Raw genomic sequence first — 26,770 nt, 5'->3', positions numbered from 1 at the left:
AGATAGCGTAAAGGTGACAGGCATTTTAAACTATGCGCCGCACTGGATGCGACTAACGGGTGAAAGATGCTGTAATCCGGCCTTTTTCTTTGACTCTAAGACGTTACAAAGTTAATATGCGCGCCCTATGCAAAAGGTAAAATTACCCCTGACGCTCGATCCGGTCCGCGCCGCGCAAAAACGCCTTGATTATCAGGGTGTCTATGCACCTGAATTGGTGGCGCGTTTGAACGAATCGGTCGTGAGTGTGGACAGTGATGTGGAATGTGCCATGTCGTTTGCGGTTGACAACCAGCGTCTCGCGGTTCTGCAGGGAACTGCCGAAGTGCGGGTTACGTTGTCGTGTCAGCGCTGCAACCAACCTTTCCCTCAACACGTTCACGTAAGCTATTGCTTCAGTCCTGTTTCCTCTAATGAACAGGCCGAAGCGCTGCCGGAAGCCTACGAGCCAGTTGATGTCAACGATTTCGGTGAAATCGACTTGCTGGCAGTTATCGAGGATGAGCTCATTCTCGCGCTGCCTGTGGTTCCGGTGCATGAATCTGAACACTGTGAAGTGTCCGACGCGGACATGGTCTTTGGCCAGCTGCCTGAAGAGGCAGAAAAGCCAAATCCATTTGCCGTATTAGCCAGTTTAAAGCGTAAGTAATAGGAGTAAGGTCCATGGCCGTACAACAGAATAAACCAACCCGTTCTAAGCGTGGTATGCGTCGTTCGCACGATGCGCTGACCACTACCACTCTGTCAGTAGATAAAGTTTCTGGTGAAACTCATCTGCGTCACCACATCACTGCGGATGGCTACTACCGCGGTCGCAAGGTTATCACCAAGTAATTCTTTGCGTTTACGCAAGGCGATACCTTGACACGTTTGACCCTGGCAGTTGATGCCATGGGCGGGGATTTCGGTCCCTGCGTGACAGTGCCTGCATCCTTGCAGGCACTGGCCTCTCATTCGCAGCTGTATCTTCTTCTGGTCGGCGATCCCGACATCATCACGTCATTTCTTGCCAAAGCGGATTCCTCTTTAATGGGGCGTGTGCAGGTTGTTCCTGCCGAATCGGTTATTGCAAGCGATGCTAAACCCGCACAGGCGGTTCGCAACAGCCGTGGAACGTCAATGCGCGTGGCACTGGAGCTGGTAAAAGCGGGCACCGCTCAGGCCTGCGTGAGCGCCGGAAATACCGGGGCGCTGATGGGCCTGGCAAAACTATTATTGAAGCCGCTGGATGGCATTGAACGTCCGGCGTTGATGACGGTATTGCCGCATCAACAGCATGGCAAAACGGTGCTGCTGGACCTCGGCGCGAATGTCGATTCAGACAGCACGATGCTGGTGCAGTTTGCCGTGATGGGGGCGGTTATGGCGGAAGAGGTATTGGACATTCCGCAACCGCGTGTGGCGCTCTTGAACATTGGTCAGGAAGAGACCAAAGGACTGGAAACCATCCGCGCCGCCTCTGCGGTACTGCGTGAGACGCCGCATCTCAACTATATTGGTTACCTCGAGGGGAACGATCTCCTCACCGGCAAAACGGACGTGCTGGTCTGTGATGGCTTCGTGGGTAATGTCACGTTGAAGACCATGGAAGGCGTGGTAAGAATGTTTCTTTCCCTGCTCAAATCGTCAGGTGAAGGAAAAAAACGGGCTTGGTGGATGACATTGCTCGGGCGCTTGATACAAAAGCGTCTGGCTGCACGTTTCGGCCATCTCAACCCCGACCAGTACAATGGCGCTTGTCTGTTAGGATTGCGCGGGACAGTGATCAAAAGCCACGGCGCGGCCAATGAACGCGCCTTTGCCGTGGCGATAGAACAGGCAGAGCAGGCGGTGCGTAAGCAAGTTCCCGCGAGGATTGCAGCGCGCCTTGACGCTGTATTAGCCAGGAGTGACAAAGCGTAGATGTTTACCAAAATTATCGGTACGGGCAGCTATTTGCCTGAACAGGTTCGCTCAAATGCGGACCTGGAAAAAATGGTGGAGACTTCGGACGAGTGGATTGTCACCCGTACCGGCATCCGTGAACGTCGCATTGCAGCACCGGAAGAAACCGTTGCCAGCATGGGTTTCACGGCGGCACAGCGTGCGCTCGAGATGGCTGGCGTCGCCGCCAGCGACGTCGGCCTGATCATCGTGGCCACGACCTCTTCAAGTCACGCTTTCCCCAGTTCAGCCTGCATGATTCAGCAGATGCTGGAAATCAACGACTGTGCGGCGTTCGATTTAGCCGCCGCCTGCGCCGGCTTTACCTACGCATTGAGTGTCGCTGACCAATACATCAAAAATGGCGTGGTCAAACATGCGCTGGTCATCGGTGCAGACGTGCTCGCCCGCACGCTGGATCCGAACGATCGGGGTACCATTATTCTGTTTGGTGACGGAGCCGGTGCTGTGGTGCTTGGCCAGAGCGAAGAGCCGGGTATTTTGTCTACCCATCTCCACGCGGATGGTCGCTACGGCAAACTGCTGACGCTGCCTTACCAGGATCGCGCGAACCAAGATGAGCCAGCGTATTTGACCATGGCAGGCAACGAAGTGTTTAAAGTTGCTGTTACCGAGTTGGCACATATCGTTGACGAAACGCTTGAGGCTAACAACCTTGACCGCGCTGAACTCGACTGGCTGGTGCCGCATCAGGCGAACCTGCGCATCATCAGTGCCACCGCCAAAAAATTAGGCATGGGCATGGAGAAAGTCGTGGTAACGCTGGATCGTCACGGTAACACTTCCGCTGCATCCGTACCGAGCGCGCTGGACGAAGCGGTACGCGATGGCCGTATTAAACCGGGACAACTGATTTTGCTGGAAGCCTTTGGTGGTGGTTTCACTTGGGGTTCGGCACTGGTTCGCTTTTGATTGACAGGAACGAAAGATGACGCAATTTGCTTTTGTTTTCCCCGGACAGGGATCGCAGACCCTTGGCATGCTGGCGGAACTTGCTGCGGAAAATCCGCAGGTTGAGGCAACCTTCCGCGAAGCCTCTGAGGCTTTAGGCTACGACTTATGGCAACTGGTGCAGCAGGGCCCGGCGGAAGAGTTAAATAAAACCTGGCAGACCCAGCCCGCGCTGTTAGCGGCATCCGTGGCGGTGTACCGCGTCTGGCAGAGCAAGCAGGGACCGCAGCCCACCCTGATGGCGGGCCACAGCCTCGGCGAGTATTCCGCGCTGGTGTGTGCCGGTGTCATTGACTTTGCTGATGCGGTAAAACTGGTTGAACTGCGTGGCAAACTGATGCAAGAAGCGGTGCCGGAAGGCACGGGTGCGATGCAGGCAATTATTGGCCTGGACGATGAATCCATCCGCAAAGCCTGTGAAGAGAGTGCTCAAGGTCAGGTTGTTTCGCCGGTGAACTTCAATTCCCCAGGCCAGGTGGTGATTGCGGGCAACAAAGAAGCCGTAGAGCGCGCGGGCGCTGCATGCAAAGCCGCTGGCGCCAAGCGCGCACTTCCGTTGCCTGTCAGCGTACCGTCTCACTGCGCGCTGATGAAACCGGCCGCTGAGAAGCTGGCGCTGGCGTTGGAAAACGTGGCCTTCAGCGCGCCTCGCGTACCGGTGGTCAACAACGTGGATGTAAAATGCGAAACCGACGCCGCAGCAATTCGCAGCGCGCTGGTTCGCCAACTTTATAGCCCGGTGCGCTGGACAGAAGCCGTTGAATACATTGCCACGCAAAACGTGGAGCAGCTTTTTGAGATGGGTCCGGGTAAAGTCCTGACCGGTCTGACAAAACGCATTGTTGATAGCCTGACCGCAGCGGCCGTGAACGACCCCGCTTCACTGAGCGCTGCGCTTACGCAGGAATGAGAGGAAAAAAATGAGCTTTGACGGTAAAGTAGCGCTGGTTACGGGCGCAAGCCGCGGCATTGGTCGCGCCATAGCGGAAACGCTGGTTGCGCGCGGTGCCAAAGTAGTAGGAACCGCGACCAGCGAAAGCGGTGCGGAAGCCATCAGCGCTTACCTCGGCGATAAGGGCAAAGGCTTGGTTCTGAATGTCACTGATGCCAGTTCCATTGAGAGCGTGTTAGAAAAAGTGCGCGCTGAATTTGGCGAAGTGGATATTTTAGTCAATAATGCAGGCATTACGCGCGACAATCTGTTGATGCGCATGAAAGACGACGAGTGGGCGGATATCCTTGATACCAACCTGACGTCGGTGTTCCGCCTGTCCAAGGCGGTCATGCGTGCAATGATGAAAAAGCGTGTGGGCCGTATCATCACCATCGGTTCTGTGGTTGGAACTATGGGTAACGCGGGTCAGGCAAACTATGCGGCAGCAAAAGCAGGTTTGATTGGCTTTAGCAAATCACTGGCGCGAGAAGTTGCGTCACGTGGCATTACCGTAAACGTCGTGGCACCGGGCTTCATTGAGACGGACATGACGCGTGCACTGAACGAAGATCAGCGCTCGGGCATTTTGGCAGAAGTGCCGGCAGGTCGTTTAGGCGATCCGCAGGAAATTGCCAATGCTGTTGCATTCTTAGCCTCTGACGAAGCAGCCTACATTACGGGTGAAACGCTGCACGTCAACGGCGGAATGTACATGGTCTGATAATCACGAAAACATTTGCATTATCTGCGGTAAAGACCGCAGAATAGCGCAAAATCGTGGTTCGACCAGCCGGGATTTTGTTGCATCTTTTTCAACATTTTATACACTACGAAAACCATCGCGAAAGCGAGTTTTGATAGGAAATTAAATAGTATGAGCGATATCGAACAACGCGTTAAGAAAATCGTAGCTGAGCAGCTGGGCGTTAAAGAAGAAGAAGTTGTTAACACTGCTTCTTTCGTGGAAGACCTGGGTGCAGATTCTCTTGACACCGTTGAGCTGGTAATGGCTCTGGAAGAAGAGTTTGATACTGAAATTCCAGACGAAGAAGCTGAGAAAATCACTACCGTTCAGGCAGCGATCGACTACATCACTAGCCATCAAGGCTAATGAATATCTTCAGGCGGTCAATTGACCGCCTGAGTTTTATTTTTGCCCCACATAGCGTTATTTTTTCCCTCCCTGGAGGACGAGAACGTGTCTAAGCGTCGTGTAGTTGTGACCGGTCTTGGCATGTTGTCTCCTGTCGGCAATACCGTAGAGTCTACCTGGAGTGCTCTCCTTGCCGGTCAGAGCGGCATTAACCTGATCGACCATTTTGATACTAGTGCCTACGCAACGCGTTTTGCTGGCTTAGTAAAAGATTTCAATTGCGATGAATATATCTCTCGCAAAGATCAGCGCAAGATGGATGATTTTATCCAGTACGGCGTTGTGGCTGGTATTCAAGCTATGGCGGACTCCGGTCTGGTCGTAACCGATGAAAATGCCGGTCGAATTGGTGCAGCTATTGGTTCTGGCATCGGTGGACTAGGGTTGATCGAAGACAACCACAGCGCCTTGGTCAGCGGTGGCCCACGAAAAATCAGCCCGTTCTTCGTACCGTCTACCATTGTTAATATGGTCGCGGGACATTTAACGATCATGTACGGCCTGAAAGGTCCAAGCATTTCGATTGCCACCGCCTGTACATCTGGCGTGCACAACATCGGCCATGCGGCGCGTATCATTGCGTACAATGATGCCGACGCGATGCTGGCGGGCGGTGCTGAAAAAGCCAGTACGCCACTGGGCGTAGGTGGATTCGGCGCTGCACGTGCGCTGTCAACGCGCAACGAAAATCCTCAGGCTGCAAGCCGTCCATGGGACAAAGACCGTGATGGTTTTGTGTTGGGTGACGGTGCGGGCATCATCATGCTGGAAGAGTACGAGCATGCGAAAAAGCGCGGCGCGAAAATTTATGCAGAAATCGTTGGTTTCGGCATGAGCAGCGACGCCTATCACATGACGTCTCCGCCTGAAGATGGTTCTGGTGCTGCGGCGGCGATGGTGAATGCACTGCGTGATGCCCAGCTTAACGCTGAGCAGATCGGTTATGTCAATGCGCACGGCACATCAACGCCGGCGGGTGACAAAGCGGAAGCACAGGCAGTGAAATCGGTATTTGGGGCCTCCGCGCACAGCGTGATGGTGAGCTCGACCAAGTCGATGACTGGCCATTTGCTCGGCGCGGCGGGTGCGGTAGAAGCGATTTATTCGATTCTGGCACTGCGCGATCAGGCTGTACCGCCGACCATCAACCTTGATAACCCGGATGAAGGGTGCGATCTGGATTTCGTGCCCCATACGGCGCGTCAAGTCAGCGGGCTGGAGTACACGCTGTGTAACTCCTTTGGATTTGGCGGCACTAACGGGTCGCTTATCTTCCGCAAGGTGTAAACGGCACATCCCATCAAATCGAGGCCCGCTTAGCGGGCCTTTTTTGTATTTTATCGCGCTGCGGCGTAAAGGTTTACCCGCGTCGATGCGACATCAAGCAGACATCTTCGCCAGGAGAATAACGCATGTGGATTAATGGGCACCCGGAATCAATGCTCTCTGCGCGCGATCGCGCCGTGCAGTTTGGTGACGGCTGTTTTACCACGGCCGCCGTGATTGCAGGAAAAATCCAGCTGCTGGATGCGCACCTCCAGCGCCTTAGAGAAGGATGCGCGCGCTTGTATTTGCCGGAGCCTGATAGGGTGCAGCTTGCCGATGAGATGCGCCACGCGGCAGCGGATCAGCCTCAGGCGGTTCTTAAAGTTATTCTCACCCCCGGTCCCGGCGGACGGGGTTACAGCCGCGCGGGCTGCAGTACACCAACGCGCATCATTTCACTGTCGCCTTGGCCGCACCATTACGCGACGCTGGGTGACGGCGTTCGCCTGATCACAAGCGACGTTCGCTTAGCCCGGAATCCGCTACTGGCGGGAATTAAACATCTTAATCGGCTGGAGCAGGTACTGATAAGACAGCAGCTTGATCAGTGTGAGGCAGACGAAGCGCTGGTGCTTGACACTGCCGGGACCGTAGTGGAATGCTGTGCGGCCAATTTGTTTTGGCGCGTTGGAACAAACATTTACACGCCGCCGGTTGACCAGGCTGGCGTTGACGGCATTATGCGTCGTTATCTGATGGCGCAGTTGGCCGCAAACGGCCACGCTTGTGAGGTGAAAGCCATCGGGCGGGACGCGCTACTTGGCGCCGATGAAGTGGTGATCTGTAATGCACTGATGCCGGTTCTGCCCGTAAAATACATTGATGAGGTGGCCTTTACCGCCCGCACGCTGTATCAGCAGCTGCTCGCCAGTTGCCAAACGATGGAAGCATCATGACTCGAATGAAAAAGATTATCGCCAGCACCGTGGCGATCGCTGGCCTTGCGGCAGCCTTTAGCTATTGGCAGATTGAACGTTTAGCCGATACGCCTTTGACCATCAGCCAGGAAACGATTTACACGCTGCCTGCCGGCAGTGGGCGCGTGGTACTGGAAGCGCAGTTAGAAAGCCAGCATATCATTCCAAAAACCTTCTGGTTTGGCCCGCTACTCAAGCTCGAACCTGATTTGGCCAAGTTCAAAGCGGGGACTTATCGGCTGGAGACGGGCATGACGGTACGCCAGCTGTTACAGCTGCTGGCAAGTGGGAAGGAAGCGCAATTTCCGCTGCGTCTTGTGGAGGGGCTGCGCCTGCAAGAGTGGCTGGCGGAATTGCGCAAAGCACCTTACATCAAACACACGCTCAGCGATGATACGTTGCCGACGCTGGCCACGGCGATGAAGCTCGACGCGAATCAGCTTGAAGGCGCGTTCTATCCTGATACCTATTTGTACACGGCGAATACGTCCGATGTGGCGCTGCTTGAGCGTGCGCATGCGCGAATGGAGAAGCTGGTCGATCGACTCTGGCAGGAACGAACGCCCGATCTGCCTTATAAAAACAAGCAGGAAATGGTCACGATGGCCTCGATCATCGAAAAAGAGACCGGCGTGAGCGAAGAGCGCGCGCGCGTGGCCTCCGTTTTCATTAATCGCTTGCGCACCGGGATGAAATTGCAAACCGATCCCACGGTAATTTATGGTATGGGTGACGCCTATAGCGGGACATTGACGCGGCGCGATCTGGAAACACCTACCCCGTACAATACCTATACCATCAGTGGACTGCCACCGGGCCCGATCGCCATGCCCGGCCGGGCGTCGCTGGAAGCCGCCGCGCACCCGGAAAAAAGCAATTTCCTCTATTTCGTTGCCGACGGCAAAGGTGGCCATACCTTTACCACTAACCTTGCCAGTCACAATAAGGCGGTTCAGGCATACCGGCAGGCTATTAAGGATAAAAATGAACAGTAAGTTTATTGTCATCGAGGGCCTGGAAGGGGCGGGCAAAACGACAGCGCGGGACGCGGTCGTTGCGGTGCTGCGTGAGCAGGGCATCCATGAGGTGGTCTTCACCCGTGAGCCCGGCGGCACCCCGTTGGCTGAGAAATTGCGCGAGTTAATCAAGCAAGGCATCGAAGGAGAGCAGATAACCGATAAAGCGGAACTGCTGATGCTGTATGCCGCACGCGTTCAGCTGGTGGACAATGTCATTAAACCGGCGCTCGCGCGCGGCGCTTGGGTCATTGGCGATCGTCACGATCTCTCGTCACAAGCTTATCAGGGTGGCGGCCGCGGAATGGACATGCAGCTGATGACCACCTTACGCGATACCGTGCTGGGCGATTTTCGCCCGGATCTGACGCTGTATTTGGATGTGACGCCCGAAGTGGGTTTGGCGCGCGCCCGTGCGCGCGGTGCGCTTGACCGCATTGAGCAGGAGTCGCTGCGCTTCTTTGAGCGCACGCGCGAGCGTTATCTGACGTTGGCCGCCGCCGATCCTCACACTCTTGTGATTGACGCGACGCAGGCGCTGGATGACGTAACAGCATCCCTAAAAACGGCTGTCTACGCCTGGCTGGCTGGTCAAACCCAATGAAGTGGTATCCGTGGCTGAATCAGCCCTATCGCAATATTATCGCCCGTCATCAGCAACAGCAGGCGCATCATGCCCTGCTGGTTCACGCTATTGATGGCATGGGCGATGAGGCGCTGATCTGGGGGGTAAGCCGCTGGCTGATGTGTCAGAAACCGGATGGCTTGAAAAGCTGCGGTCACTGCCATGGCTGTCAACTGATGCAGGCCCACACGCACCCAGACTGGTACCGCCTGGAGGCCGAGAAAGGCAAAGTTTCGCTAGGAATCGACGCGGTGCGCGACGTGACCGAAAAGCTTTACCACTTTGCTCAGCAGGGGGGGGCAAAAATTGTCTGGCTGCCTGATGCAGCGCAGCTCACCGAAGCTGCCGCCAACGCACTGTTGAAAACGCTGGAAGAGCCGCCCGCAAACTGCTGGTTTTTCCTGAGCGCGCGCGAACCGTCGCAGTTATTGGCGACGTTGCGTAGCCGCTGCATGACGTGGCACCTGCCGCCGCCGGATGAAACGCAAGGGGTAAGCTGGCTGCAGCATCAGGTCACGCAGCCCGATGCCGTGCTGCGTACGGCGTTGCGCCTGTGCAATGGCGCGCCCGGCGCGGCGCTGGCACTGCTCGACCCCACACGCTGGCAAACGCGTGACGCGCTGTGTGAAGCCCTTAACCGCGCTCTTGGCACGGATATCCTGCAACTGCTGCCCGTCCTGAACAACGATAACGCGGCTGAGCGCCTGAGCTGGCTCATTGCGCTATTGGTCGACGCCATGAAGCTCCAGCAGGGAGCAGGTCAATGGCTGACAAACAGCGATCGGCCCGAAGTTGTCGCCCAGCTCGCGCAGCAGCTTAACGGCAGTGCGCTGCATGCCAGCGTGCAGCTCTGGATGGCGTGTCGCGCGCAGCTGCTGCACGTGGCCGCGCTAAACCGAGAACTTATCCTGACCGACCGTCTGCTGATGTGGGGGCGTCTGCTGTCCCCGGCCGCGGTCGATTAAGCGAGAAAAGAGAAACCTATGTTTATTGTCGATTCGCACTGTCATCTTGATGGCCTTGATTACGAAAAACAGCACCGCGATCTGGACGACGTGATCGCGAAAGCCGCGGCGCGCGACGTGAAGTTTATGCTGGCGATTGCCACCACGCTGCCGGATTACTACAAAATCAAACAGTTGGTAGGCGCTCGCCCGAATATCGCGCTGGCCTGCGGCGTACATCCGCTGAATCAAGAAACCCCTTACGATGTCGAAGAGTTTCGCCGCCTGGCTGCAGAAGAGCAGGTCATTGCGCTGGGAGAGACCGGACTGGATTATTTTTATCAGCAGGAAACCAAGGCCCAGCAACAGGCATCATTCCGCGAACATATTCGCACCGGGATTGCGCTCAATAAGCCGATCATTGTGCATACGCGCGACGCGCGTGAAGATACGCTTGCCATTCTGCGTGAAGAGCAGGTAGAGAAATGTGGCGGCGTGCTGCACTGCTTCACCGAAGACAAAGAGACAGCGGCCAAGCTGCTGGATCTCGGCTTTTATATCTCTTTCTCCGGTATTGTGACGTTTCGTAACGCCGAGCAGATCCGTGAGGCAGCCCGCTACGTTCCACTGGATCGGATTCTGGTAGAAACGGACTCACCCTATTTGGCACCGGTACCCCACCGTGGCAAAGAGAATCAGCCGGCTTTCACCCGCGATGTCGCGGAGTACATGGCGGTAGTCAAAGGGGTTGATCTGGCTACGCTTGCGGCCGCAACAACCGCCAACTTCTCGCGCCTCTTCAAGGTGCCGATGGAGCGCCTCGGCGGGTAACGCCTTTTATTTCATAGGTTGTAATAAATCTTTAACCCGGCCTGCAGGCGCTATACCCGCCCGCAGGCCATTTTTTATGGCGCTTATCTGCGCAGGCACGCCAGAAATCACTGAAAAACGGTGCGGATCCTTAGTGAAACGTGATGGCCGTCAAGTTAAAAAAACGCTATTTATTTTACCCTTCGTAATAAATCAAAAGGCGCTCAGCGTCATCCCGGTAAAGGTCCTCCCCCTTTGCCATGCGCATCGCGCAAAAAAACTGCACTCATACTCAGGAGCTTTTATGTTCAAGAACGCATTTGCGAACCTGCAAAAAGTAGGTAAATCGCTGATGTTGCCGGTATCGGTTTTGCCGATTGCCGGTATTTTATTAGGCGTTGGTTCAGCCAATTTCAGCTGGCTGCCTGCTGTGGTTTCACACGTGATGGCCGAAGCGGGCGGATCGGTATTCGCTAACATGCCGCTGATTTTCGCCATTGGCGTGGCGTTGGGTTTCACCAATAATGACGGCGTGTCTGCGTTGGCGGCCGTGGTGGCCTACGGCATTATGGTGAAAACGCTGGCGGTGGTCGCCCCCCTGGTGCTGCATTTGCCGGCAGCGGAAATAGAGGCCAAGCACCTGGCGGATACCGGCGTGTTGGGTGGCATTATTGCCGGTTCCATTGCCGCGTATATGTTTAATCGCTTTTATCGCATTAAGCTGCCTGAATACCTTGGCTTCTTTGCAGGTAAGCGTTTTGTGCCGATTATCTCCGGTCTGACCGCGATCTTTACCGGCGTCGTACTGGCATTCATCTGGCCGCCAGTGGGTACCGCAATTCAGGACTTTTCACAGTGGGCTGCGTATCAGAACCCCGTGGTCGCCTTTGGTATCTACGGCGTAATTGAGCGGGCACTGGTGCCGTTTGGACTGCATCATATCTGGAACGTACCTTTCCAGATGCAAATCGGTGAATTCACCAACGCAGCAGGACAGGTGTTCCACGGCGATATTCCTCGCTACATGGCGGGCGACCCAACGGCAGGTAAGCTGTCAGGTGGCTTCCTGTTCAAAATGTACGGTCTGCCAGCCGCGGCAATTGCTATCTGGCACTCTGCCAAGCCGGAAAACCGCGCTAAAGTGGGCGGCATCATGATCTCCGCTGCGCTGACCTCGTTCCTGACGGGTATCACCGAACCGATCGAATTCTCCTTTATGTTCGTGGCCCCGATCCTGTATGTGATCCACGCCATTCTGGCAGGCCTGGCGTTCCCTATCTGTATTCTGTTGGGCATGCGCGATGGCACCAGCTTCTCGCACGGTTTGATTGACTTCATCGTCCTGAGCGGCAACAGCAGTAAGATCTGGCTGTTCCCCATCGTAGGGATCATTTATGGCCTGATTTATTACACCGTGTTCCGCGTACTGATTGCTAAGCTGAACCTGAAAACGCCGGGCCGTGAAGATACGGCTACCGAGCAGAGCAGCGCGACCGGCAGCGAAATGGCGGGCAAACTGGTGAGCGCCTTTGGCGGTAAAGAGAACATCACCAACCTCGACGCCTGTATTACGCGCCTGCGCGTGAGCGTGGCAGACGTCGCGAAGGTCGATCAGACCGAGCTGAAAAACCTCGGCGCTCGCGGCGTGGTAGTAGCAGGCTCGGGTGTTCAGGCTATCTTTGGCACCAAATCGGATAACCTGAAAACCGAAATGGACGACTACATTCGCAGTCTGTAACTCTCTGTGAATCGTTAAAAAACCCCTCGTTGAGGGGTTTTTTTTTATCTACAGACAGAAGCGATCCGTGCGGCACAAAACCGTTGCGTCCGGCGCGGGATCGACCTCATCCGGCCTGCAAAGAAAGAAAAGCGGGGAAAATCGCGTTTATGATACGGCGTTTCCTTTTTGCGTCCGGGAGTGCCGATGGGTAATCACGTGGCTAGCGGAAACCAAACTGCTGCTAAGGCAGCCGGTCAGCATAAGAAAAGTGGCGTCGAGGTTGAAAGAAAGAGAATTTCTCACGCATACTGCCTGATTAAACTCCCTGTTTAAGGAAATGCCCCATGGCTGAAGAAACCCTTTTCAGTAAGATCATTCGTCGCGAAATTCCCGCCGACGTGGTTTATCAGGATGAGCTGGTGACTGCCTTCCGCGACATCGCCCCGAAAGCGCCAACGCACATTCTGATTGTGCCTAACGTGGTGATCCCCACGGCCAATGACGTAGAGGAAGCGCATGAGCAGGCGCTGGGCCGCATGATAACGGTAGCAGCAAAAATTGCGCGTGAAGAAGGCATTGCGGAGGATGGGTATCGCCTGATCGTCAACTGCAATAAGCATGGCGGGCAGGAAGTGTATCACATCCATATGCACCTGGTCGGCGGTAAGCCTCTGGGCCCGATGCTGGCTCACTAACTTCGGACGGAGCTCCAGATGCGTCAATGGCTGAGTGGCTTAGTTTTACTGACCCTCGCGGGCTGTAGCAGCGACAAACCGATGATCAATACCTCACAGTCTTTGGTGATGGAGTCGTCGGTGCTATCAGCGGGCATTATCACTGATGAACCGACGCTCACGGGTAGCGATGGGCAGCAGCGTGCGTCAAGCATGCTCTATAATCAGCGTGAAACGCCGGTGAAGGTCCATTATCGTTTCTATTGGTACGACGATAAGGGCCTGGAAATTACCCCGGAAGAGCCTGCGCAGACGCAAATCGTTCCGGCGCACGGCAGTGTCGAAGTCTCTTCGCAAATCGGCAACCTGACGGCTAGCCGCGTGCGTCTTTATCTTTATCTCTGAGGAGTAATCTGTGATTCGCAGTCTTAAACGTTCCAGCGCGCTCATGTTTGCGCTGATGCTTACCGGTTGTGTGGTGCAAAAACAGACCCCGGCACCGGTCGAATCCACGACGCCAACAACACCGCAACCGACACCTGAACAGCAACCCGAACCGGTGCCGCAGCCGCAGCCCGTGCCACAGCCTCCCAAGCTGAAGACCATTAACTGGAGCGCCAGCGTGCAGCCGCTGGTGGCAAATATGGTGCAGTCGGCAGGCGTAAACCCCGGCAGCGTCCTGCTGGTGGATCGCATCAAAAACAGCACCAACGGTGCCTTACAAAGTGATAAAGCCACAGACGCGATTCAAAACGCGTTGGCCAATAACGGCAAGTTCACCTTGGTCACGCCTGAACAGCTGGCACAGGCTAAGCAGGCGCTGGGGCTCTCAGCGGATGACAGTTTAAATTCACGCAGCAAGGCGATCGGCCTGGCGCGTAACGTCAACGCGCAGTACGTGCTCTACAGTAATGCGCAAGGCGACGTGAAATCCCCAACGCTGCAAATGCAGTTGATGCTGGTGCAAACCGGTGAAATCGTCTGGTCAGGAAACGGTATTGCACAACCCTGATCCGTATCTGCTTGAGACACTGCAGCACACCTGGCCGACGGCGCAAGCCGCCGGTCATTTTTTCGCGCTGCCGGGACTGAGCGGCGGCAGCGTTCGCGTAGAACAGGCGAACCGCACGCTGCTGGCGCGCCGTGCGCCCGCACAGCCCATCCCTTTTGTGGATCGGCAACGGGAGTTTCGCGTGTTGCGCAAAATGCGCGGCGCGGCGCTTGGCCCGGCACCGCTGGCGTGGCGCGCGCCGTGGCTGCTACAAACCTGGCTGTCCGGAGAGGCGCTGACGCCCGAGCAATTTACCGAGCAGCAGGAGGCCGTGCTGACGCTGGTGCGTAGGCTGCATCAACAACCGTTAACCGGCTATCGTCTGCAACTCGGCCCGCTGCTGCTGCGGTATTGGCAGCTATGTAAACGGCGCCACTGGCGCTGGCAGCGGCAGTTAAGCCGCCTGTTGGCGCAGGGCGAACCGTCACCGCTACGGCTGGCCCCGCTCCACATGGATATCCACCCGGGGAATGTGGTCGCCACCGCCGACGGCCTGCGGCTGATTGACTGGGAGTACGCCGCTGACGGCGATATAGCGCTGGAAGTGGCGGCGCTGTGCGCGGCGGTGAACGGCGAAGAGACGCACTGGATCATTGGATACGCTCAGCGTGCTAATCTCAGCCCGACGCAACTCTTGCAGCAGGTGCGTCGCTGGCAGCCTTGGCTGCATCTGCTCATGGCCAGCTGGTATCAGCTGCGCGCCGAGCAAACCCAAGACGCTTTTTTACAGCAGTTGGCGCAGGCCAGCTGGCACGATCTTTAATTCAGGACCCGAACCATGACCATGACCTCACCCGGACCGCTAATGCTCGACGTCGCTGGCTACACGCTGGACGCTGAAGAGCGCGAGATTCTGCAACACCCGTTGACCGGCGGGCTGATTTTGTTTGCCCGCAATTTCCATGATGCCGATCAGCTGGCGGAGCTGGTGCGGCAGATCCGCGCGGCTTCGCGTCATCGACTGGTGGTGGCGGTGGATCAGGAAGGCGGGCGCGTGCAGCGTTTCCGCGAAGGATTTACGGCGCTGCCGGCAATGCAGTCTTTCGCGGCGCTGAACGATCTCCCCACAGCGGGAACGTTGGCGCGTGAGGCCGGCTGGCAGATGGCGGCCGAGATGATCGCCCTGGATATCGACATCAGCTTTGCGCCGGTGCTCGACATTGGCCACATCAGTGCGGCGATCGGCGATCGTTCATTCCACGAGGATCCGGCGATTGCGCTGCAGGTCGCGCGGGAATTTATTCACGGTATGCACGAAGCGGGCATGAAAACCACCGGTAAACACTTCCCGGGTCACGGCGCGGTGAGTGCCGACTCGCACAAAGAGACGCCGCGCGATGCGCGGGATGCGAAGGCGCTGCGCCAGCGCGATATGACGATATTTAAACAGCTGATCGACGAACAGCTGCTCGACGCCGTAATGCCTGCACATATTATCTATACTGAGGTTGACGCATTGCCTGCCAGCGGCTCGCCTTACTGGCTGCAGACTGTGCTGCGGCAGGAGCTGGGTTTCAATGGGGTGATTTTCTCGGACGATCTCTCAATGGAAGGTGCGGCGATCATGGGCAGCTATGCGGAGCGCGCGCAGCAATCCCTGACGGCGGGCTGCGATATGGTGCTGGTGTGCAATCAGCGGGAAGGGGCGATCAGCGTGCTGGATAACCTTGCGCCCGTTGAGGCCAAACGCGTCACGCAGCTCTATCATCGCGGACGAGTCACGCGCGAGACATTGCAGCGTTCAACGCGTTGGAAAGCAAACTATCAATCACTCGGCGCGCTGCAGGCGCGCTGGCTGGCGCACAAGGCAGCGCAGGGCTGAGGTGCAGATGAACCCGGCAGGCCGCGCGCCGAGCCGGGCATCCGTTTACTGTGTGATGGTGTTCACAAAATGTGTAACATTCTGATAATGCTGCTGAAAGATTGATCTGCATCAAATTTCCCCTGTACAGCCCCTATCGCCGTGATATTCTGGCCTCAGCTTGCGAGTAATGTCGCCAACCCTATGTTTACTAAGGTTTTTATTAACCTTTAGTTAACTATTGGTTTACAACTTTGAGGGGGTCCTTGTTGACTACATCTATGGAAAAAATCGTCATTGTCGGCGGTGGTGCAGGTGGGCTGGAGCTGGCAACCCAGCTTGGCCATAAACTTGGCCGTAAAAAGAAGGCTGAGGTTATCCTGGTGGACCGCAACCACAGTCACCTGTGGAAACCGCTGCTGCATGAAGTGGCCACCGGCTCGATGGACGAAGGCATTGATGCGCTTAGCTATCTGGCGCATGCGCGCAACCACGGTTTCCAGTTCCAGCTTGGATCGCTGACCCAGATCGACCGCGACAGCAAAACCATTGAGCTGGCGGAAATACGCGACGCCAACGGCGAAATCCTGGTGCCGCAGCGCGCCCTGGCCTATGACCGGCTAGTGATCGCGCTGGGCAGCACCTCCAACGATTTCGGTACGCCAGGCGTCAAAGATCACTGCATCTTCCTTGATAATCCGCATCAGGCGCGCCGTTTCCACAATGAAATGCTCAATCTGTTCCTGCGCTTCTCCGCCAGCGAAGGGCGCCTGGAGAAAGTGAATATTGCGATCGTCGGCGGCGGGGCGACCGGCGTGGAACTCTCTGCGGAGCTGTACAACGCCGTGAAGCAGCTGCACAGCTATGGCTACAAAGGTCTGGACAGCGCGGCGCTGAACGTCACGCTGGTGGAAGCGGGCGAGCGTATTCTGCCCGCGCTGCCGCCGCGTATTTCAGCTGCGGCCCATCAGGAGCTCACCAAACTTGGCGTACGCGTGCTGACGCAAACCATGGTGACCAGCGCGTCAGAAAACGGGCTGCACACCAAAGGGGGCGAGTTCATTGAGGCCGACCTGATGGTGTGGGCGGCGGGCATCAAAGCGCCGGACTTCTTGAAGGCGATCGGCGGGCTGGAGAGCAATCGCATCAATCAGCTGGTGGTCAAAGAGACACTGCAAACCACGCGCGATGATGACATCTACGCTATCGGGGACTGCGCATCTTGTGCGCTACCGGGCGGCGGGTTTGTGCCACCACGCGCGCAATCTGCGCACCAGATGGCTTCACGCGTGCTTGAAAACCTCCTGGCGCAGCGTAAAGGCAAGCCGCTGAAGGCGTATGTCTATAAAGATCACGGGTCGCTGGTCTCCCTGTCACGCTTCAGCACCGTCGGCAGCCTGATGGGGAACCTGATGCGCGGTTCAATGATGGTGGAAGGGCGCATCGCGCGTTTTGTCTACATCTCGCTGTATCGCATGCACCAGATTGCGCTCCACGGATATTTCAAGACCGGCTTGATGATGCTGGTAGGCAGCTTGAACCGCGTACTGCGTCCACGCCTGAAGTTGCACTAAGCCTCGCGGGCGGCCTGCTGCCGCCCATCACGATTTCCTGCTGTATCGCGCTGAAATGGCACGTGCATTGACGCATTACAGCAGGATGTCCTCGCCGTTCAGAACTCTCCGAAAAAACGGTACTACTCCCTTTCCGCTGCGTTTCTTCCATTAATCTGATGTTGCAATTACGGACCATCTGTAAAACTTATCTCAACGAAAACGGCGCGGCGCGCACGCCGGTTATGCCTCGGTTACACAGATTTGTGTAGCGGCAGGAATGCGCGATAACCATCTTCAGGAGGACATTCCTGTGAATAAATCAATGTTAGCGGGTATCGGGATCGGTGTAGCAGCAGCCTTGGGTGTTGCCGCGGTAGCCAGCATGGATGTCTTTGATCGTGGTCCGCAATATGCACAGGTGCTTTCGGCCACGCCGATAAAAGAGAGTATCAAGCAGCCGCGACAGGAGTGTCGCAACGTGACCATCACGCATCGTCGTCCGGTGCAGGATGAAAACCGCATCGCCGGTTCAGTGCTGGGCGCTGTGGCCGGTGGCGTGCTGGGCCATCAGTTTGGTGGTGGACGTGGACGCGACGTCGCGACGGTAGCGGGCGCGCTGGCAGGTGGCTACGGTGGTAACCAGGTGCAGGGTGCGCTGCAGGATCGCGACACTTACACCACCAGCGAACAGCGCTGCAGAACGGTATATGACAAGCAGGATAAAATGCTGGGTTATGACGTGACCTATAAAATTGGTGACCAGCAGGGCAAAATTCGTATGGAAAACGACCCTGGCACCCGCATTCCGCTGGACCGTAATGGTCAGCTGATCTTGAATTCGAATCAGGCCTAATTGGGCAAAGCACACGCACAGCTGCAATAACATGATGTAATAAAAAAAGCGCCGAAAGGCGCTTTTTTATTAGGGGCATCAGGCAGCGGCGGCTTAAACCTGATGCGCGGCCAGCTCGCGCACAAATTCTTGTACCCACTCCATGCGCAGCTTGCGCTCAGCGAGATCACGCGTGAATTTCAGCCGCGTAGGCCCGTCCAGTTTCCACTGCGTCGGCGCTTTTTGTAGCAGGCCGATCAGCCAGCCAGGATCGACCCGGTTTTGCGGGGCAAAGTCGAAGAAGCCGCCTTTCTCACTGGCTTCGATTTTGCGTACGCCCAGCTCACGCGCCACCAGCCTTAATGCGGCCACATCAAGCAGATTGCGCGCGGCATCGGGCAGCTTACCGAAGCGGTCAATCATCTCCACTTTCAGTTCAGCCAGCTCCTGCTCATCGCTGGCCGACGCGATGCGTTTGTACAGCGATAAACGGGTGCTGACATCGGGGATATAGTCGTCCGGCAGCAGGGCAGGCATACGCAGCTCAATGTCCGTTTGATTGTTGGTCAAATCTTCCAGAGACGGCTCTCGTCCTTCTTTTAGCGCGTCCACCGCGTTTTCCAGCAGCTCCATATAGAGCGTGAAGCCAATGGTTTCCATCTGTCCGCTTTGATCTTCCCCCAACAGTTCGCCCGCGCCGCGGATCTCCAGATCGTGCGTCGCCAGCGCAAAACCGGCGCCCAGATCTTCGAGTGAGGCAATGGCCTCCAAACGCTTTTGGGCATCGCTGGTCATGGCTTTCGGATGCGGCGTGAGTAGCCACGCATAGGCCTGATGGTGGGAACGGCCAACGCGCCCACGCAGCTGGTGCAGCTGCGCCAGGCCAAAGTGATCGGCGCGCTCAATGATAATGGTGTTGGCGCTCGGTACGTCGATACCGGTTTCAATGATGGTGGTGCAGACAAGCACGTTAAAGCGCTGATGGTGGAAATCGTTCATGACGCGCTCAAGATCGCGCTCGCGCATCTGGCCGTGGCCGATGCCGATGCGCGCTTCGGGCACTAAGTCAGCCAGCCGCTGCGCCGCTTTCTCGATATTCTCAACGTCGTTGTAAAGGTAATACACCTGGCCCCCGCGCAGCACTTCACGCAGAATCGCCTCTCGCACCACCAAACTGTCGTACTCACGCACAAAGGTTTTCACCGCGAGGCGCCGCGCCGGCGGCGTGGCAATTATTGACAGATCGCGCATGCCGCTCATGGCCATGTTCAGCGTGCGCGGAATCGGCGTGGCGGTCAGCGTGAGGATATCCACGTCGGCGCGCATCGCTTTGATGCGCTCTTTGTGGCGCACGCCGAAGCGGTGCTCTTCATCCACGATCAGCAGGCCGAGATCGTGCCATTTCATCTCGTTGCCCAGCAGCTTGTGCGTGCCGATCAAAATATCAATCTTGCCTTCCTGGGCCAGTTGCAGCACTTCCGTCTGCTCTTTCGCGCTGCGGAATCGCGACAGCATTTCGATGCGCACCGGCCAGTTAGCAAAGCGATCGCGGAAGTTGTCGAAGTGCTGCTGCGCCAGCAGCGTGGTCGGCACCAGGACGGCGACCTGCTTGTTGTTCTCTACCGCCAGGAAGGCGGCGCGCATCGCCACTTCGGTTTTCCCGAAGCCCACGTCGCCGCACACCAGGCGATCCATCGCTAAGGGTTGACACATGTCGCTGAGCACCGCATTGATGGCCTGCGCCTGATCCGGCGTGGTTTCAAAGGGAAAACCTTCACAGAACAGCTGATACTGCTCGCGGTCGTGCTTGAAGGCAAAGCCGCTTTTCGCCGCGCGCTGGGCGTAGATATCCAGCAGTTCAGCGGCCACATCGCGCACTTTTTCCGCCGCTTTTTGCCGCGCGCGCGACCAGGCATCGCTGCCCAGCTTGTGTAGCGGGGCGTTTTCATCGGCACCGCCTGCATAGCGACTAATCAGGTGCAGCGAGGAGACCGGGACATAAAGTTTGGCCTCACCCGCGTAAGAGAGCATCAAATACTCGGCAACGATGCCGCCCGCCTCCAGTGTGGTCAGGCCGATATAGCGGCCTACGCCGTGTTCCAGATGCACCACCGGCTGACCGGGATGCAGCTCGGCCAAGTTACGGATCAGCACATCCGGATTAATGGTGCGGCGCGTGTCCTGGCGGCGGCGGTTGACGCGCTCGCCCAACAAATCGCCTTCGCAGATCAGGGCCAGCTGACGCGCGTGGTCGATAAAACCGCGCTCGCTGGCACCCACCATCAGGCTGTAGGGATGCGCGTGCGCCTCGTTAAAGCCGGTGATGGGCTGAGGCCGCAGTTTAATCCGCGCCAGGAGCTCTTGCAGGCTCTCGCGGCGCCCCTCGCTCTCCACCGAGAACACCACGCTGCCGTCGAACTGCTCCAGAAACTGGCGCAGATTATCAAGCGGCGCTTTCGCCTGCGCCTGAATGGCGAGGTCAGGCAGCGGTTCATACCCCAGATTGGTGTTCGCCGCTTTTTCCGGCAGCGTTTCCGCGCTCAGCTGGACGCGCGGCCAGGCTTTTAGCTCACCCAGCAGTGCGTCAGGGCGCAGCCACAGCGCGGCGGGCTCCAGCAGCGGTCGCATCGGATCAACGCGTCGATTGTCGTAGCGCGCACAGGCATCCTGCCAGAAGCGCTCGGCGCTCTGTGTTAAGTTGCCGCTGTTCACCAGCAGGGCGTTGGCGGGCAGGTAGCTAAACAGCGTGGGCAGCGGCTGCTCAAAAAACAGCGGCTGCCAGTATTCGATCCCGGCGGGCAGCGTGCCTTTACTCACCTGCTGATAAATGTGCTCCGGCTCGCGGCGCACGTCGAACATCTCGCGCCAGCGGCTGCGGAACAGCTCAATCGCGGCTTTGTCGGTTGGAAATTCGTGGGCAGGCAGCAGATTGATAGCGCTTACCGCTTCCAGCGTGCGCTGGCTGTCCACGTCAAACAGACGCAGGCTGTCAATTTCATCATCAAAGAAGTCGATGCGATACGGCTGGTCGCTGCCCATCGGAAAGAGGTCCAGCAGGGCGCCACGCGTGGCGTACTCGCCGTGCTCCATGACCTGGTCCACGTGGCGATAGCCTGCCTGTTCGAGCTGATCGCGCAGGGCATCGCGCGACAGCTTCTGTCCTTGCTGCATCACCAGCGCGTGACCATGCAGGAAGCTGTGCGGGCAGACGCGCTGCATCAGCGTATTCACGGGCATAATTAACAGGCCGCGCGTAAGGGTGGGCAGCTGATAAAGCGTGGAGAGACGGGCGGAAATAATGTCCTGATGCGGTGAAAAGCTGTCATACGGCAGCGTTTCCCAATCGGCAAGATGCATCACCGGCAGATCGGTAAACTGGCGGATCTCTTCCTGTAGACGCAGGGCAGATTGCATATCCGGCGTAATCATCAGCACCGGACCAGAGTGACGCTCGGTGATGCTGGCGCACTCAACCGCTTGCGCGGCACCGGCCAGTTGGCCAAGCTGACGATGATCGCCAGCGTTAGCGGGCAGGGTATAACGAGGCTGTTCCGACATAAGGACTCGACATTCTCTCCTTTTCATTCAAGGGCGCCATCATTCCATAATCCGACCCGAGGATCATCTGTCGCGGTGCGATTTCTCGGTGAGCAGTACGGACTGGCGGCGGTATAAAGCAGTGACAGGGACGCGCGCGCCATCCTCTCTCTGGCTTTTGGTTAATGATAGCCGCGATTATCGGCCTCACAGGCAATAACCGTGCCGTAACGCCGCTTTTTCTGTGCTTTTGTCAGTCACGCGGCGCGCAATACGAAGGGCGTGTTGCACCCTGTGCGGGGCAACGCGGGTCTTTGCAAGCCGCCGTCATATGCATTTCGATGCAACTTTGCCGCCCGCGCCGTGGGTTAAAGGTTTCATAAAGCACCCGGCTCCTTTATCATCCCTCTACTCTTTTTCAGGCAACTGCCAAGACGGATCTTATGTATCAACCAGTCGCGTTATTCATTGGTTTACGCTACATGCGTGGACGTGCTTCAGACCGCTTTGGGCGTTTCGTCTCCTGGCTTTCCACAATCGGTATTACGCTTGGCGTACTGGCGTTAGTCACCGTGCTGTCGGTGATGAACGGCTTTGAGCGCGAGCTGGAAGGCAACATTCTTGGCCTGATGCCGCAGGCGCTGATCACCAGTGACAAAGGCAGTATCAACCCGCAGCAGATTCCCGCTGATCACCTTACGTTACAGGGTGTCCGCCGCGTTGCGCCGCTTACCACCGCGGATGTGGTGCTGCAAAGTGCACGCAATGTGTCGGTGGGCGTGATGCTCGGCATACAGCCAGATGAGCAAGATCCGCTGACGCCTTATCTGGTCAATACGCCGCAAAGCGTGCTGCAACCGGGTCAATACAACGTGATTCTTGGTGAACAGCTTGCCACGCAACTCGGCGTGAAACGTGGCGATACGCTGCGCCTGATGGTGCCTTCCGTTAGCCAATTTACGCCGGTAGGACGCTTACCGAGCCAGCGCATTTTCACGGTGGCAGGCACTTATGCCGCGAACAGTGAAGTGGATGGCTACCAGATTTTGGTGAATCAGCAAGATGCCTCACGCATCATGCGCTATCCGTCGGGCAATATCACCGGCTGGCGCCTGTGGCTGAACAAGCCGCTGGACGTCGATGCCCTCAGCCATCAGACGCTACCGCAGGGGCTGATTTGGAAAGATTGGCGCGAGCGCAAAGGCGATCTGTTCCAGGCGGTGCGCATGGAAAAAAACATGATGGGCCTGCTGCTGAGTTTGATCATCGCGGTCGCGGCGTTCAACATTATCACCTCGCTGGGCCTGCTGATTATGGAGAAGCAGGCGGAAGTGGCTATTTTACAAACGCAGGGCCTTACCCGGCGCCAGATTGTGGCGGTGTTTATGGTGCAAGGCGCCAGCGCGGGTATCATCGGTGCGCTGTTGGGCACGCTGCTGGGCGTGCTGCTGGCCAGCCAGCTTAACCACCTGCTGCCGGTGCTGGGGCTGTTCCTGGATGGCGCGGCGCTGCCGGTGGATATTAATGTCTGGCAGGTGGTCACCATTGCGCTCGTCTCCATGACTGTGGCGCTGCTCTCAACCCTTTATCCGTCATGGCGCGCTGCCGCCGTTCAACCCGCTGAGGCTTTACGTTATGAGTAATACCCCTTTGTTGCAGTGTCGCGACCTGTGTAAACGCTATCAGGAAGGCAGCGTGCAGACCGATGTGCTGCGCAATGTGGCTTTCAGCCTGCAACCGGGCGAACTGACCGCCATTGTTGGTAGCTCCGGATCGGGCAAAAGTACGCTGCTGCACCTGCTGGGCGGGCTCGATGCGCCCACCTCCGGCGACGTGATTTTCGACGGCAAATCGCTCAATGCCATGTCTTCTTCGGCCAAAGCGGAGCTGCGCAACCGCGAGCTCGGGTTTATCTATCAGTTCCACCATCTGCTACCTGACTTCAGCGCGCTGGAAAACGTGGCGATGCCGCTGCTGATTGGCAAAATCGGCAAAGCCGAAGTGGAATCGCGCGCGCGCGAAATGCTCGCGGCGGTCGGTCTCGACAAGCGTGCGGCGCACCGCCCGTCTGAGCTGTCGGGCGGTGAGCGCCAGCGCGTGGCGATTGCGCGCGCGCTGGTGAATCGCCCGCGTTTAGTGATGGCAGACGAGCCTACGGGCAATCTGGATGCGCGCAACGCGGACGCCATTTTTGAACTGTTGGGCGAGCTAAACGTCAAGCAGGGCACGGCGTTTCTGGTGGTGACGCACGATCTTCACCTGGCGAAGCGTCTGAGTCGTCAAATGGAGATGCGCGACGGGCAGCTGAGCGATCACCTGACGCTGGGGGCGCTGTAATGCATTCATCATTGTCTCTGCTGCTCGGGCTGCGCTTTAGCCGCGGTCGGCGGCGCGGTGGCATGGTCTCGCTGATCTCCATCATTTCAACGCTCGGGATTGCGCTGGGGGTTGCGGTGCTGATTATCGGGCTGAGCGCCATGAACGGCTTCGAACGTGAACTCAACAACCGCATTCTGGCGGTGGTGCCTCACGGTGAAATCGAGCCGGTCAATCAGCCGTTCCGCAATTGGCAGCCGCTGATTGCGCCGATTGAGCAGGTGCCGGGTATTGCCGCCGCTGCGCCTTACGTTAACTTCACGGGCCTGATTGAGAGCGGAGCCAAGCTGCAGGCGCTGCAGGTTAAAGGCGTCGATCCGCAGCAGGAGCCGCGCCTCAGTGCCTTACCGCACTTCGTGGCCAATAACGCGTGGTCGCAGTTTGCCGCGGGCAAGCAGCAAATCATTTTGGGCGGTGGCATCGCTCAGTCACTGAACGTGAAGCAGGGCGACTGGATCACCATCATGATCCCTAATAATGACGGTGACAATAAACTGCTGCAGCCCAAACGCATCCGCCTGCAGGTGAGTGGGATTTTGCAGCTCAGCGGTATGCTTGACCACAGTCTGGCGCTGGTGCCGCTGGCGGATGCGCAGCGCTATCTGGATTTGGGGGACAGCGTGAGCGGTATTGCCCTGAAAATGGCCGATCCCTTCAAGGCGCAGCAGCTTGTACGCGATGCTGGAGAAGTCACGCATGCCTATGTCTACATCAAAAGTTGGATCGGCACCTTCGGTTATATGTACCGTGACATCCAGATGATCCGCGCCATTATGTACTTAGCCATGGTGCTGGTGATCGGTGTCGCCTGCTTCAATATCGTTTCTACGCTGGTGATGGCGGTGAAAGACAAGAGCAGTGATATTGCCGTGCTGCGTACGCTGGGGGCAAAAGACGGTTTGATTCGCGCCATTTTTATCTGGTACGGCTTGCTGGCCGGCTTGCTGGGTAGCGTTAGCGGCGTGGTGATTGGCGTGCTGGTGGCGCTCAACTTGACGCCGCTGATGCGCGGATTTGAGCATTTGACCGGCCATCAGCTGCTGGCGGGCGACATCTATTTTATTGATTTTCTGCCCTCCGAGCTGCACTGGCTGGATGTGTTCTCCGTGCTGGCCACCGCCATCGTACTGAGTCTGATCGCCAGCTGGTACCCGGCACGCCGCGCCAGCCGTATCGATCCGGCGCGCGTGCTCAGCGGTCAGTAAAGCGAAACGCGCAGTCGCGATCGCGACTGCGCATATTTTCAGCGCCAAGAGCATGCAGAGCGCAGCCGTAATCGTTATGATCGCAATCTCAACCGACGATACACCGACGCACGGCGATCACCGCCGAAGATAAAGGAGCTTTTATGCGCCAACCGCGCCGCCGCCTACGACTCGCCCGTTATAAAAAGAACCGCCGTAAAGTGCATCAGCGCTTTCGTCAGCGAATCTTTGAGCGCGATCGCAAAGCTGAACTGGCTGCGCACCCGCTGCCGCGTGTGGTGATCCTGACCGGGGCGGGTATTTCAGCCGAGTCCGGTATTCGCACCTTCCGCGCCGAAGACGGTTTGTGGGAAGAGCACCGCGTTGAAGATGTGGCGACGCCCGAAGGTTTCCAGCGCGATCCGGCGCGCGTACAGGCGTTTTACAACGCGCGTCGGCGTCAGCTACAGCAGCCGGACATTCAGCCCAACGCGGCGCATCGCGCGCTGGCAGAACTGGAGCAGGTGCTGGGGGATAATTTCCTGCTGGTGACGCAAAACATCGACAATTTGCACGAGCGCGCCGGAAGCCAGCGCGTGCTGCATATGCACGGTGAGCTGCTTAAAGTTCGCTGCGAACACAGCGGCCAGGTGGTGAGCTGGACCGACGATGTTACCCCGGAAGATCGCTGCACCTGCTGTCAATTCCCCGCAAGGTTGCGCCCCCACGTTGTGTGGTTCGGCGAAATGCCGCTCGGCATGGAGGAGATTTATCACGCCCTCGAACAGGCCGATCTGTTTGTGGCAATTGGCACCTCCGGTCACGTCTATCCCGCCGCCGGTTTTGTGCACGAAGCCAAGCTGCACGGCGCGCATACGCTGGAGTTGAATCTTGAGCCCAGTCAGGTAGGGAGTGCGTTCGCCGAGAGCGAATATGGTCTTGCCAGCGAGGTGGTGCCGGAATTCGTGCATGATTTCATCGACAGTCTTCATAAGCCGTAACGGTTTGTTTGCCACGGGCAGTGGCAGGGGGGCTTTAGCCATTTGCAGTGGCGGGACTTATGCCGCAGGCAGCGGCAGGGTGCTTTCTCGCTGGGGCGGAGCGGCTTTCGTTCGCCTTGGCACTGGCAGGTGCCTTTGCCACTTGCCGTGGCGAGGCTTTTGCCGCAGGCAGCGGCAGGGTGCTTTCTCGCTGGCGCGGTGCATCTTTCGTTCGCCATAGCAATGGCAGGTGCCTTTGCCGCGGTGCGGCGACCGAGCAGAGGGCGCCAGGCCGCGCCCTCTGCACTCCCCGGCCCTGCGCCAGCCCCGCTCGCCGCTGCGCGGTGCCTTCACTCCCTCAGCCTTCCTGACGGACCGGCGTCGATTCGCTCCTGCTCAACGCCGCCTCTCGCGGCATCCATGCCGCTCGTCCTGGAAG

Annotated in this window: 26 protein-coding genes; 25 read left to right on the top strand and 1 reads right to left on the bottom strand. The window is 57.5% G+C overall.

The genetic code is table 11. From position 1 onward, the window contains the following. The first annotated feature begins 127 nt into the window (after positions 1-127). From yceD to LU196_RS00110, 21 genes are all read left to right on the top strand, one after another. Positions 128-649 (top strand): 23S rRNA accumulation protein YceD, encoded by a 522-nt coding sequence (yceD, locus tag LU196_RS00210; protein ID WP_232757736.1) that lies wholly within the window; start codon positions 128-130, stop codon positions 647-649. Between the two features lie 14 nt (positions 650-663). Beyond that, entirely contained in the window at positions 664-834 is a 171-nt protein-coding gene (gene rpmF / locus LU196_RS00205) for a 50S ribosomal protein L32 (protein ID WP_016192161.1), read from the top strand. Positions 835-861: 27 nt separating this feature from the next. Continuing rightward, a complete protein-coding gene (plsX, locus tag LU196_RS00200) occupies positions 862-1,902 on the top strand; it encodes a phosphate acyltransferase PlsX (RefSeq protein ID WP_232757735.1) in 1,041 nt (346 codons plus the stop codon). Then, entirely contained in the window at positions 1,903-2,856 is a 954-nt protein-coding gene (locus LU196_RS00195; RefSeq protein WP_232757734.1) for a beta-ketoacyl-ACP synthase III, read from the top strand. It abuts the gene before it with no gap. A 16-nt stretch (positions 2,857-2,872) separates the two neighbouring features. After that, entirely contained in the window at positions 2,873-3,805 is a 933-nt protein-coding gene (fabD, locus tag LU196_RS00190) for an ACP S-malonyltransferase (protein ID WP_232757733.1), read from the top strand. 10 nt (positions 3,806-3,815) lie between these two features. Further along, positions 3,816-4,550, top strand: a complete 735-nt coding sequence (gene fabG, locus LU196_RS00185; protein WP_232757732.1) for a 3-oxoacyl-ACP reductase FabG — start codon at positions 3,816-3,818, stop codon at positions 4,548-4,550. 153 nt (positions 4,551-4,703) lie between these two features. After that, positions 4,704-4,940 carry an acyl carrier protein gene (gene acpP / locus LU196_RS00180; RefSeq protein ID WP_232757731.1) on the top strand — a complete coding sequence of 79 codons (237 nt, stop codon included), beginning with the start codon at positions 4,704-4,706 and terminating at the stop codon, positions 4,938-4,940. A gap of 87 nt (positions 4,941-5,027) precedes the next feature. Next, on the top strand, positions 5,028-6,269 hold the full coding sequence (fabF, locus tag LU196_RS00175; RefSeq protein ID WP_232757730.1) for a beta-ketoacyl-ACP synthase II: 1,242 nt from the start codon (positions 5,028-5,030) through the stop codon (positions 6,267-6,269). Positions 6,270-6,394: 125 nt separating this feature from the next. After that, entirely contained in the window at positions 6,395-7,204 is an 810-nt protein-coding gene (gene pabC, locus LU196_RS00170; protein WP_232757729.1) for an aminodeoxychorismate lyase, read from the top strand. Beyond that, positions 7,201-8,220 carry an endolytic transglycosylase MltG gene (gene mltG, locus LU196_RS00165; protein ID WP_232757728.1) on the top strand — a complete coding sequence of 340 codons (1,020 nt, stop codon included), beginning with the start codon at positions 7,201-7,203 and terminating at the stop codon, positions 8,218-8,220. Before pabC ends, mltG begins: the two co-directional genes overlap by 4 nt. Next, positions 8,210-8,845: a dTMP kinase gene (tmk, locus tag LU196_RS00160; RefSeq protein WP_232757727.1), complete on the top strand. Its 636-nt coding sequence runs from the start codon at positions 8,210-8,212 to the stop codon at positions 8,843-8,845. The genes mltG and tmk overlap by 11 nt, the downstream gene beginning before the upstream one ends. Next, complete coding sequence (gene holB, locus LU196_RS00155; RefSeq protein WP_232757726.1) at positions 8,842-9,831, top strand: DNA polymerase III subunit delta'; 990 nt, start codon at positions 8,842-8,844, stop codon at positions 9,829-9,831. The genes tmk and holB overlap by 4 nt, the downstream gene beginning before the upstream one ends. An 18-nt stretch (positions 9,832-9,849) precedes the next feature. After that, positions 9,850-10,641: a metal-dependent hydrolase gene (locus tag LU196_RS00150; protein ID WP_232757725.1), complete on the top strand. Its 792-nt coding sequence runs from the start codon at positions 9,850-9,852 to the stop codon at positions 10,639-10,641. Positions 10,642-10,924: 283 nt separating this feature from the next. After that, on the top strand, positions 10,925-12,358 hold the full coding sequence (gene ptsG, locus LU196_RS00145; RefSeq protein WP_232757724.1) for a PTS glucose transporter subunit IIBC: 1,434 nt from the start codon (positions 10,925-10,927) through the stop codon (positions 12,356-12,358). A 326-nt stretch (positions 12,359-12,684) separates the two neighbouring features. Then, the gene (hinT, locus tag LU196_RS00140) at positions 12,685-13,035 is read left to right on the top strand and encodes a purine nucleoside phosphoramidase (RefSeq protein WP_232757723.1); all 351 of its coding nucleotides are present in this window, start codon (positions 12,685-12,687) and stop codon (positions 13,033-13,035) included. Positions 13,036-13,053: 18 nt separating this feature from the next. After that, positions 13,054-13,419, top strand: coding sequence for a YcfL family protein (locus LU196_RS00135; RefSeq protein WP_232757722.1), 366 nt, complete (start codon positions 13,054-13,056; stop codon positions 13,417-13,419). Positions 13,420-13,429: 10 nt separating this feature from the next. Then, positions 13,430-14,026, top strand: coding sequence for a penicillin-binding protein activator LpoB (gene lpoB, locus LU196_RS00130; RefSeq protein ID WP_232757721.1), 597 nt, complete (start codon positions 13,430-13,432; stop codon positions 14,024-14,026). After that, positions 14,013-14,828 (top strand): thiamine kinase, encoded by an 816-nt coding sequence (gene thiK, locus LU196_RS00125; protein ID WP_232757720.1) that lies wholly within the window; start codon positions 14,013-14,015, stop codon positions 14,826-14,828. Before lpoB ends, thiK begins: the two co-directional genes overlap by 14 nt. Before the next feature lie 15 nt (positions 14,829-14,843). Beyond that, the gene (nagZ, locus tag LU196_RS00120) at positions 14,844-15,887 is read left to right on the top strand and encodes a beta-N-acetylhexosaminidase (protein WP_232757719.1); all 1,044 of its coding nucleotides are present in this window, start codon (positions 14,844-14,846) and stop codon (positions 15,885-15,887) included. A 248-nt stretch (positions 15,888-16,135) separates the two neighbouring features. After that, positions 16,136-17,440 (top strand): NAD(P)/FAD-dependent oxidoreductase, encoded by a 1,305-nt coding sequence (locus LU196_RS00115; RefSeq protein WP_232757718.1) that lies wholly within the window; start codon positions 16,136-16,138, stop codon positions 17,438-17,440. Positions 17,441-17,732: 292 nt separating this feature from the next. Then, positions 17,733-18,275: a glycine zipper 2TM domain-containing protein gene (locus LU196_RS00110; RefSeq protein WP_232757717.1), complete on the top strand. Its 543-nt coding sequence runs from the start codon at positions 17,733-17,735 to the stop codon at positions 18,273-18,275. Between the two features lie 93 nt (positions 18,276-18,368). On the opposite strand, the gene mfd is transcribed toward LU196_RS00110, so the two are convergent. After that, entirely contained in the window at positions 18,369-21,812 is a 3,444-nt protein-coding gene (mfd, locus tag LU196_RS00105) for a transcription-repair coupling factor (RefSeq protein WP_232757716.1), read from the bottom strand. Between the two features lie 422 nt (positions 21,813-22,234). Here mfd and lolC point away from each other — a divergent pair, with 422 nt between their 5' ends. The 4 genes from lolC (at position 22,235) to cobB (ending at position 26,352) form a co-directional block, all read left to right on the top strand. Beyond that, positions 22,235-23,434, top strand: coding sequence for a lipoprotein-releasing ABC transporter permease subunit LolC (gene lolC, locus LU196_RS00100; protein WP_232757715.1), 1,200 nt, complete (start codon positions 22,235-22,237; stop codon positions 23,432-23,434). Next, entirely contained in the window at positions 23,427-24,128 is a 702-nt protein-coding gene (gene lolD / locus LU196_RS00095) for a lipoprotein-releasing ABC transporter ATP-binding protein LolD (RefSeq protein WP_232757714.1), read from the top strand. Before lolC ends, lolD begins: the two co-directional genes overlap by 8 nt. Next, positions 24,128-25,372 carry a lipoprotein-releasing ABC transporter permease subunit LolE gene (gene lolE / locus LU196_RS00090; protein WP_232757713.1) on the top strand — a complete coding sequence of 415 codons (1,245 nt, stop codon included), beginning with the start codon at positions 24,128-24,130 and terminating at the stop codon, positions 25,370-25,372. Before lolD ends, lolE begins: the two co-directional genes overlap by 1 nt. A 143-nt stretch (positions 25,373-25,515) precedes the next feature. After that, entirely contained in the window at positions 25,516-26,352 is an 837-nt protein-coding gene (gene cobB / locus LU196_RS00085) for a Sir2 family NAD+-dependent deacetylase (RefSeq protein ID WP_232757712.1), read from the top strand. The last annotated feature ends 418 nt before the right edge of the window (positions 26,353-26,770 follow it).

Origin of the sequence: Pantoea sp. Mb-10 (genome assembly GCF_021272205.1) — a bacterium.
Lineage (GTDB): Bacteria > Pseudomonadota > Gammaproteobacteria > Enterobacterales > Enterobacteriaceae > Pantoea.
Note: the sequence above shows the minus strand (reverse complement) of the source record. Positions and strands in the feature narration are given on the sequence as shown.

Coding starts and splice junctions, on each gene's coding strand:
- holB (WP_232757726.1), top strand. CDS start 8,842: ATGAAGTGGTATCCGTGGCTGAATCAGCCCTATCGCAATATTATCGCC.
- hinT (WP_232757723.1), top strand. CDS start 12,685: ATGGCTGAAGAAACCCTTTTCAGTAAGATCATTCGTCGCGAAATTCCC.
- ptsG (WP_232757724.1), top strand. CDS start 10,925: ATGTTCAAGAACGCATTTGCGAACCTGCAAAAAGTAGGTAAATCGCTG.
- fabG (WP_232757732.1), top strand. CDS start 3,816: ATGAGCTTTGACGGTAAAGTAGCGCTGGTTACGGGCGCAAGCCGCGGC.
- lolE (WP_232757713.1), top strand. CDS start 24,128: ATGCATTCATCATTGTCTCTGCTGCTCGGGCTGCGCTTTAGCCGCGGT.
- mfd (WP_232757716.1), bottom strand. CDS start 21,812: ATGTCGGAACAGCCTCGTTATACCCTGCCCGCTAACGCTGGCGATCAT.
- rpmF (WP_016192161.1), top strand. CDS start 664: ATGGCCGTACAACAGAATAAACCAACCCGTTCTAAGCGTGGTATGCGT.
- LU196_RS00135 (WP_232757722.1), top strand. CDS start 13,054: ATGCGTCAATGGCTGAGTGGCTTAGTTTTACTGACCCTCGCGGGCTGT.
- LU196_RS00195 (WP_232757734.1), top strand. CDS start 1,903: ATGTTTACCAAAATTATCGGTACGGGCAGCTATTTGCCTGAACAGGTT.
- mltG (WP_232757728.1), top strand. CDS start 7,201: ATGACTCGAATGAAAAAGATTATCGCCAGCACCGTGGCGATCGCTGGC.
- fabD (WP_232757733.1), top strand. CDS start 2,873: ATGACGCAATTTGCTTTTGTTTTCCCCGGACAGGGATCGCAGACCCTT.
- tmk (WP_232757727.1), top strand. CDS start 8,210: ATGAACAGTAAGTTTATTGTCATCGAGGGCCTGGAAGGGGCGGGCAAA.
- yceD (WP_232757736.1), top strand. CDS start 128: ATGCAAAAGGTAAAATTACCCCTGACGCTCGATCCGGTCCGCGCCGCG.
- lolC (WP_232757715.1), top strand. CDS start 22,235: ATGTATCAACCAGTCGCGTTATTCATTGGTTTACGCTACATGCGTGGA.
- lolD (WP_232757714.1), top strand. CDS start 23,427: ATGAGTAATACCCCTTTGTTGCAGTGTCGCGACCTGTGTAAACGCTAT.
- cobB (WP_232757712.1), top strand. CDS start 25,516: ATGCGCCAACCGCGCCGCCGCCTACGACTCGCCCGTTATAAAAAGAAC.
- nagZ (WP_232757719.1), top strand. CDS start 14,844: ATGACCATGACCTCACCCGGACCGCTAATGCTCGACGTCGCTGGCTAC.
- LU196_RS00150 (WP_232757725.1), top strand. CDS start 9,850: ATGTTTATTGTCGATTCGCACTGTCATCTTGATGGCCTTGATTACGAA.
- pabC (WP_232757729.1), top strand. CDS start 6,395: ATGTGGATTAATGGGCACCCGGAATCAATGCTCTCTGCGCGCGATCGC.
- acpP (WP_232757731.1), top strand. CDS start 4,704: ATGAGCGATATCGAACAACGCGTTAAGAAAATCGTAGCTGAGCAGCTG.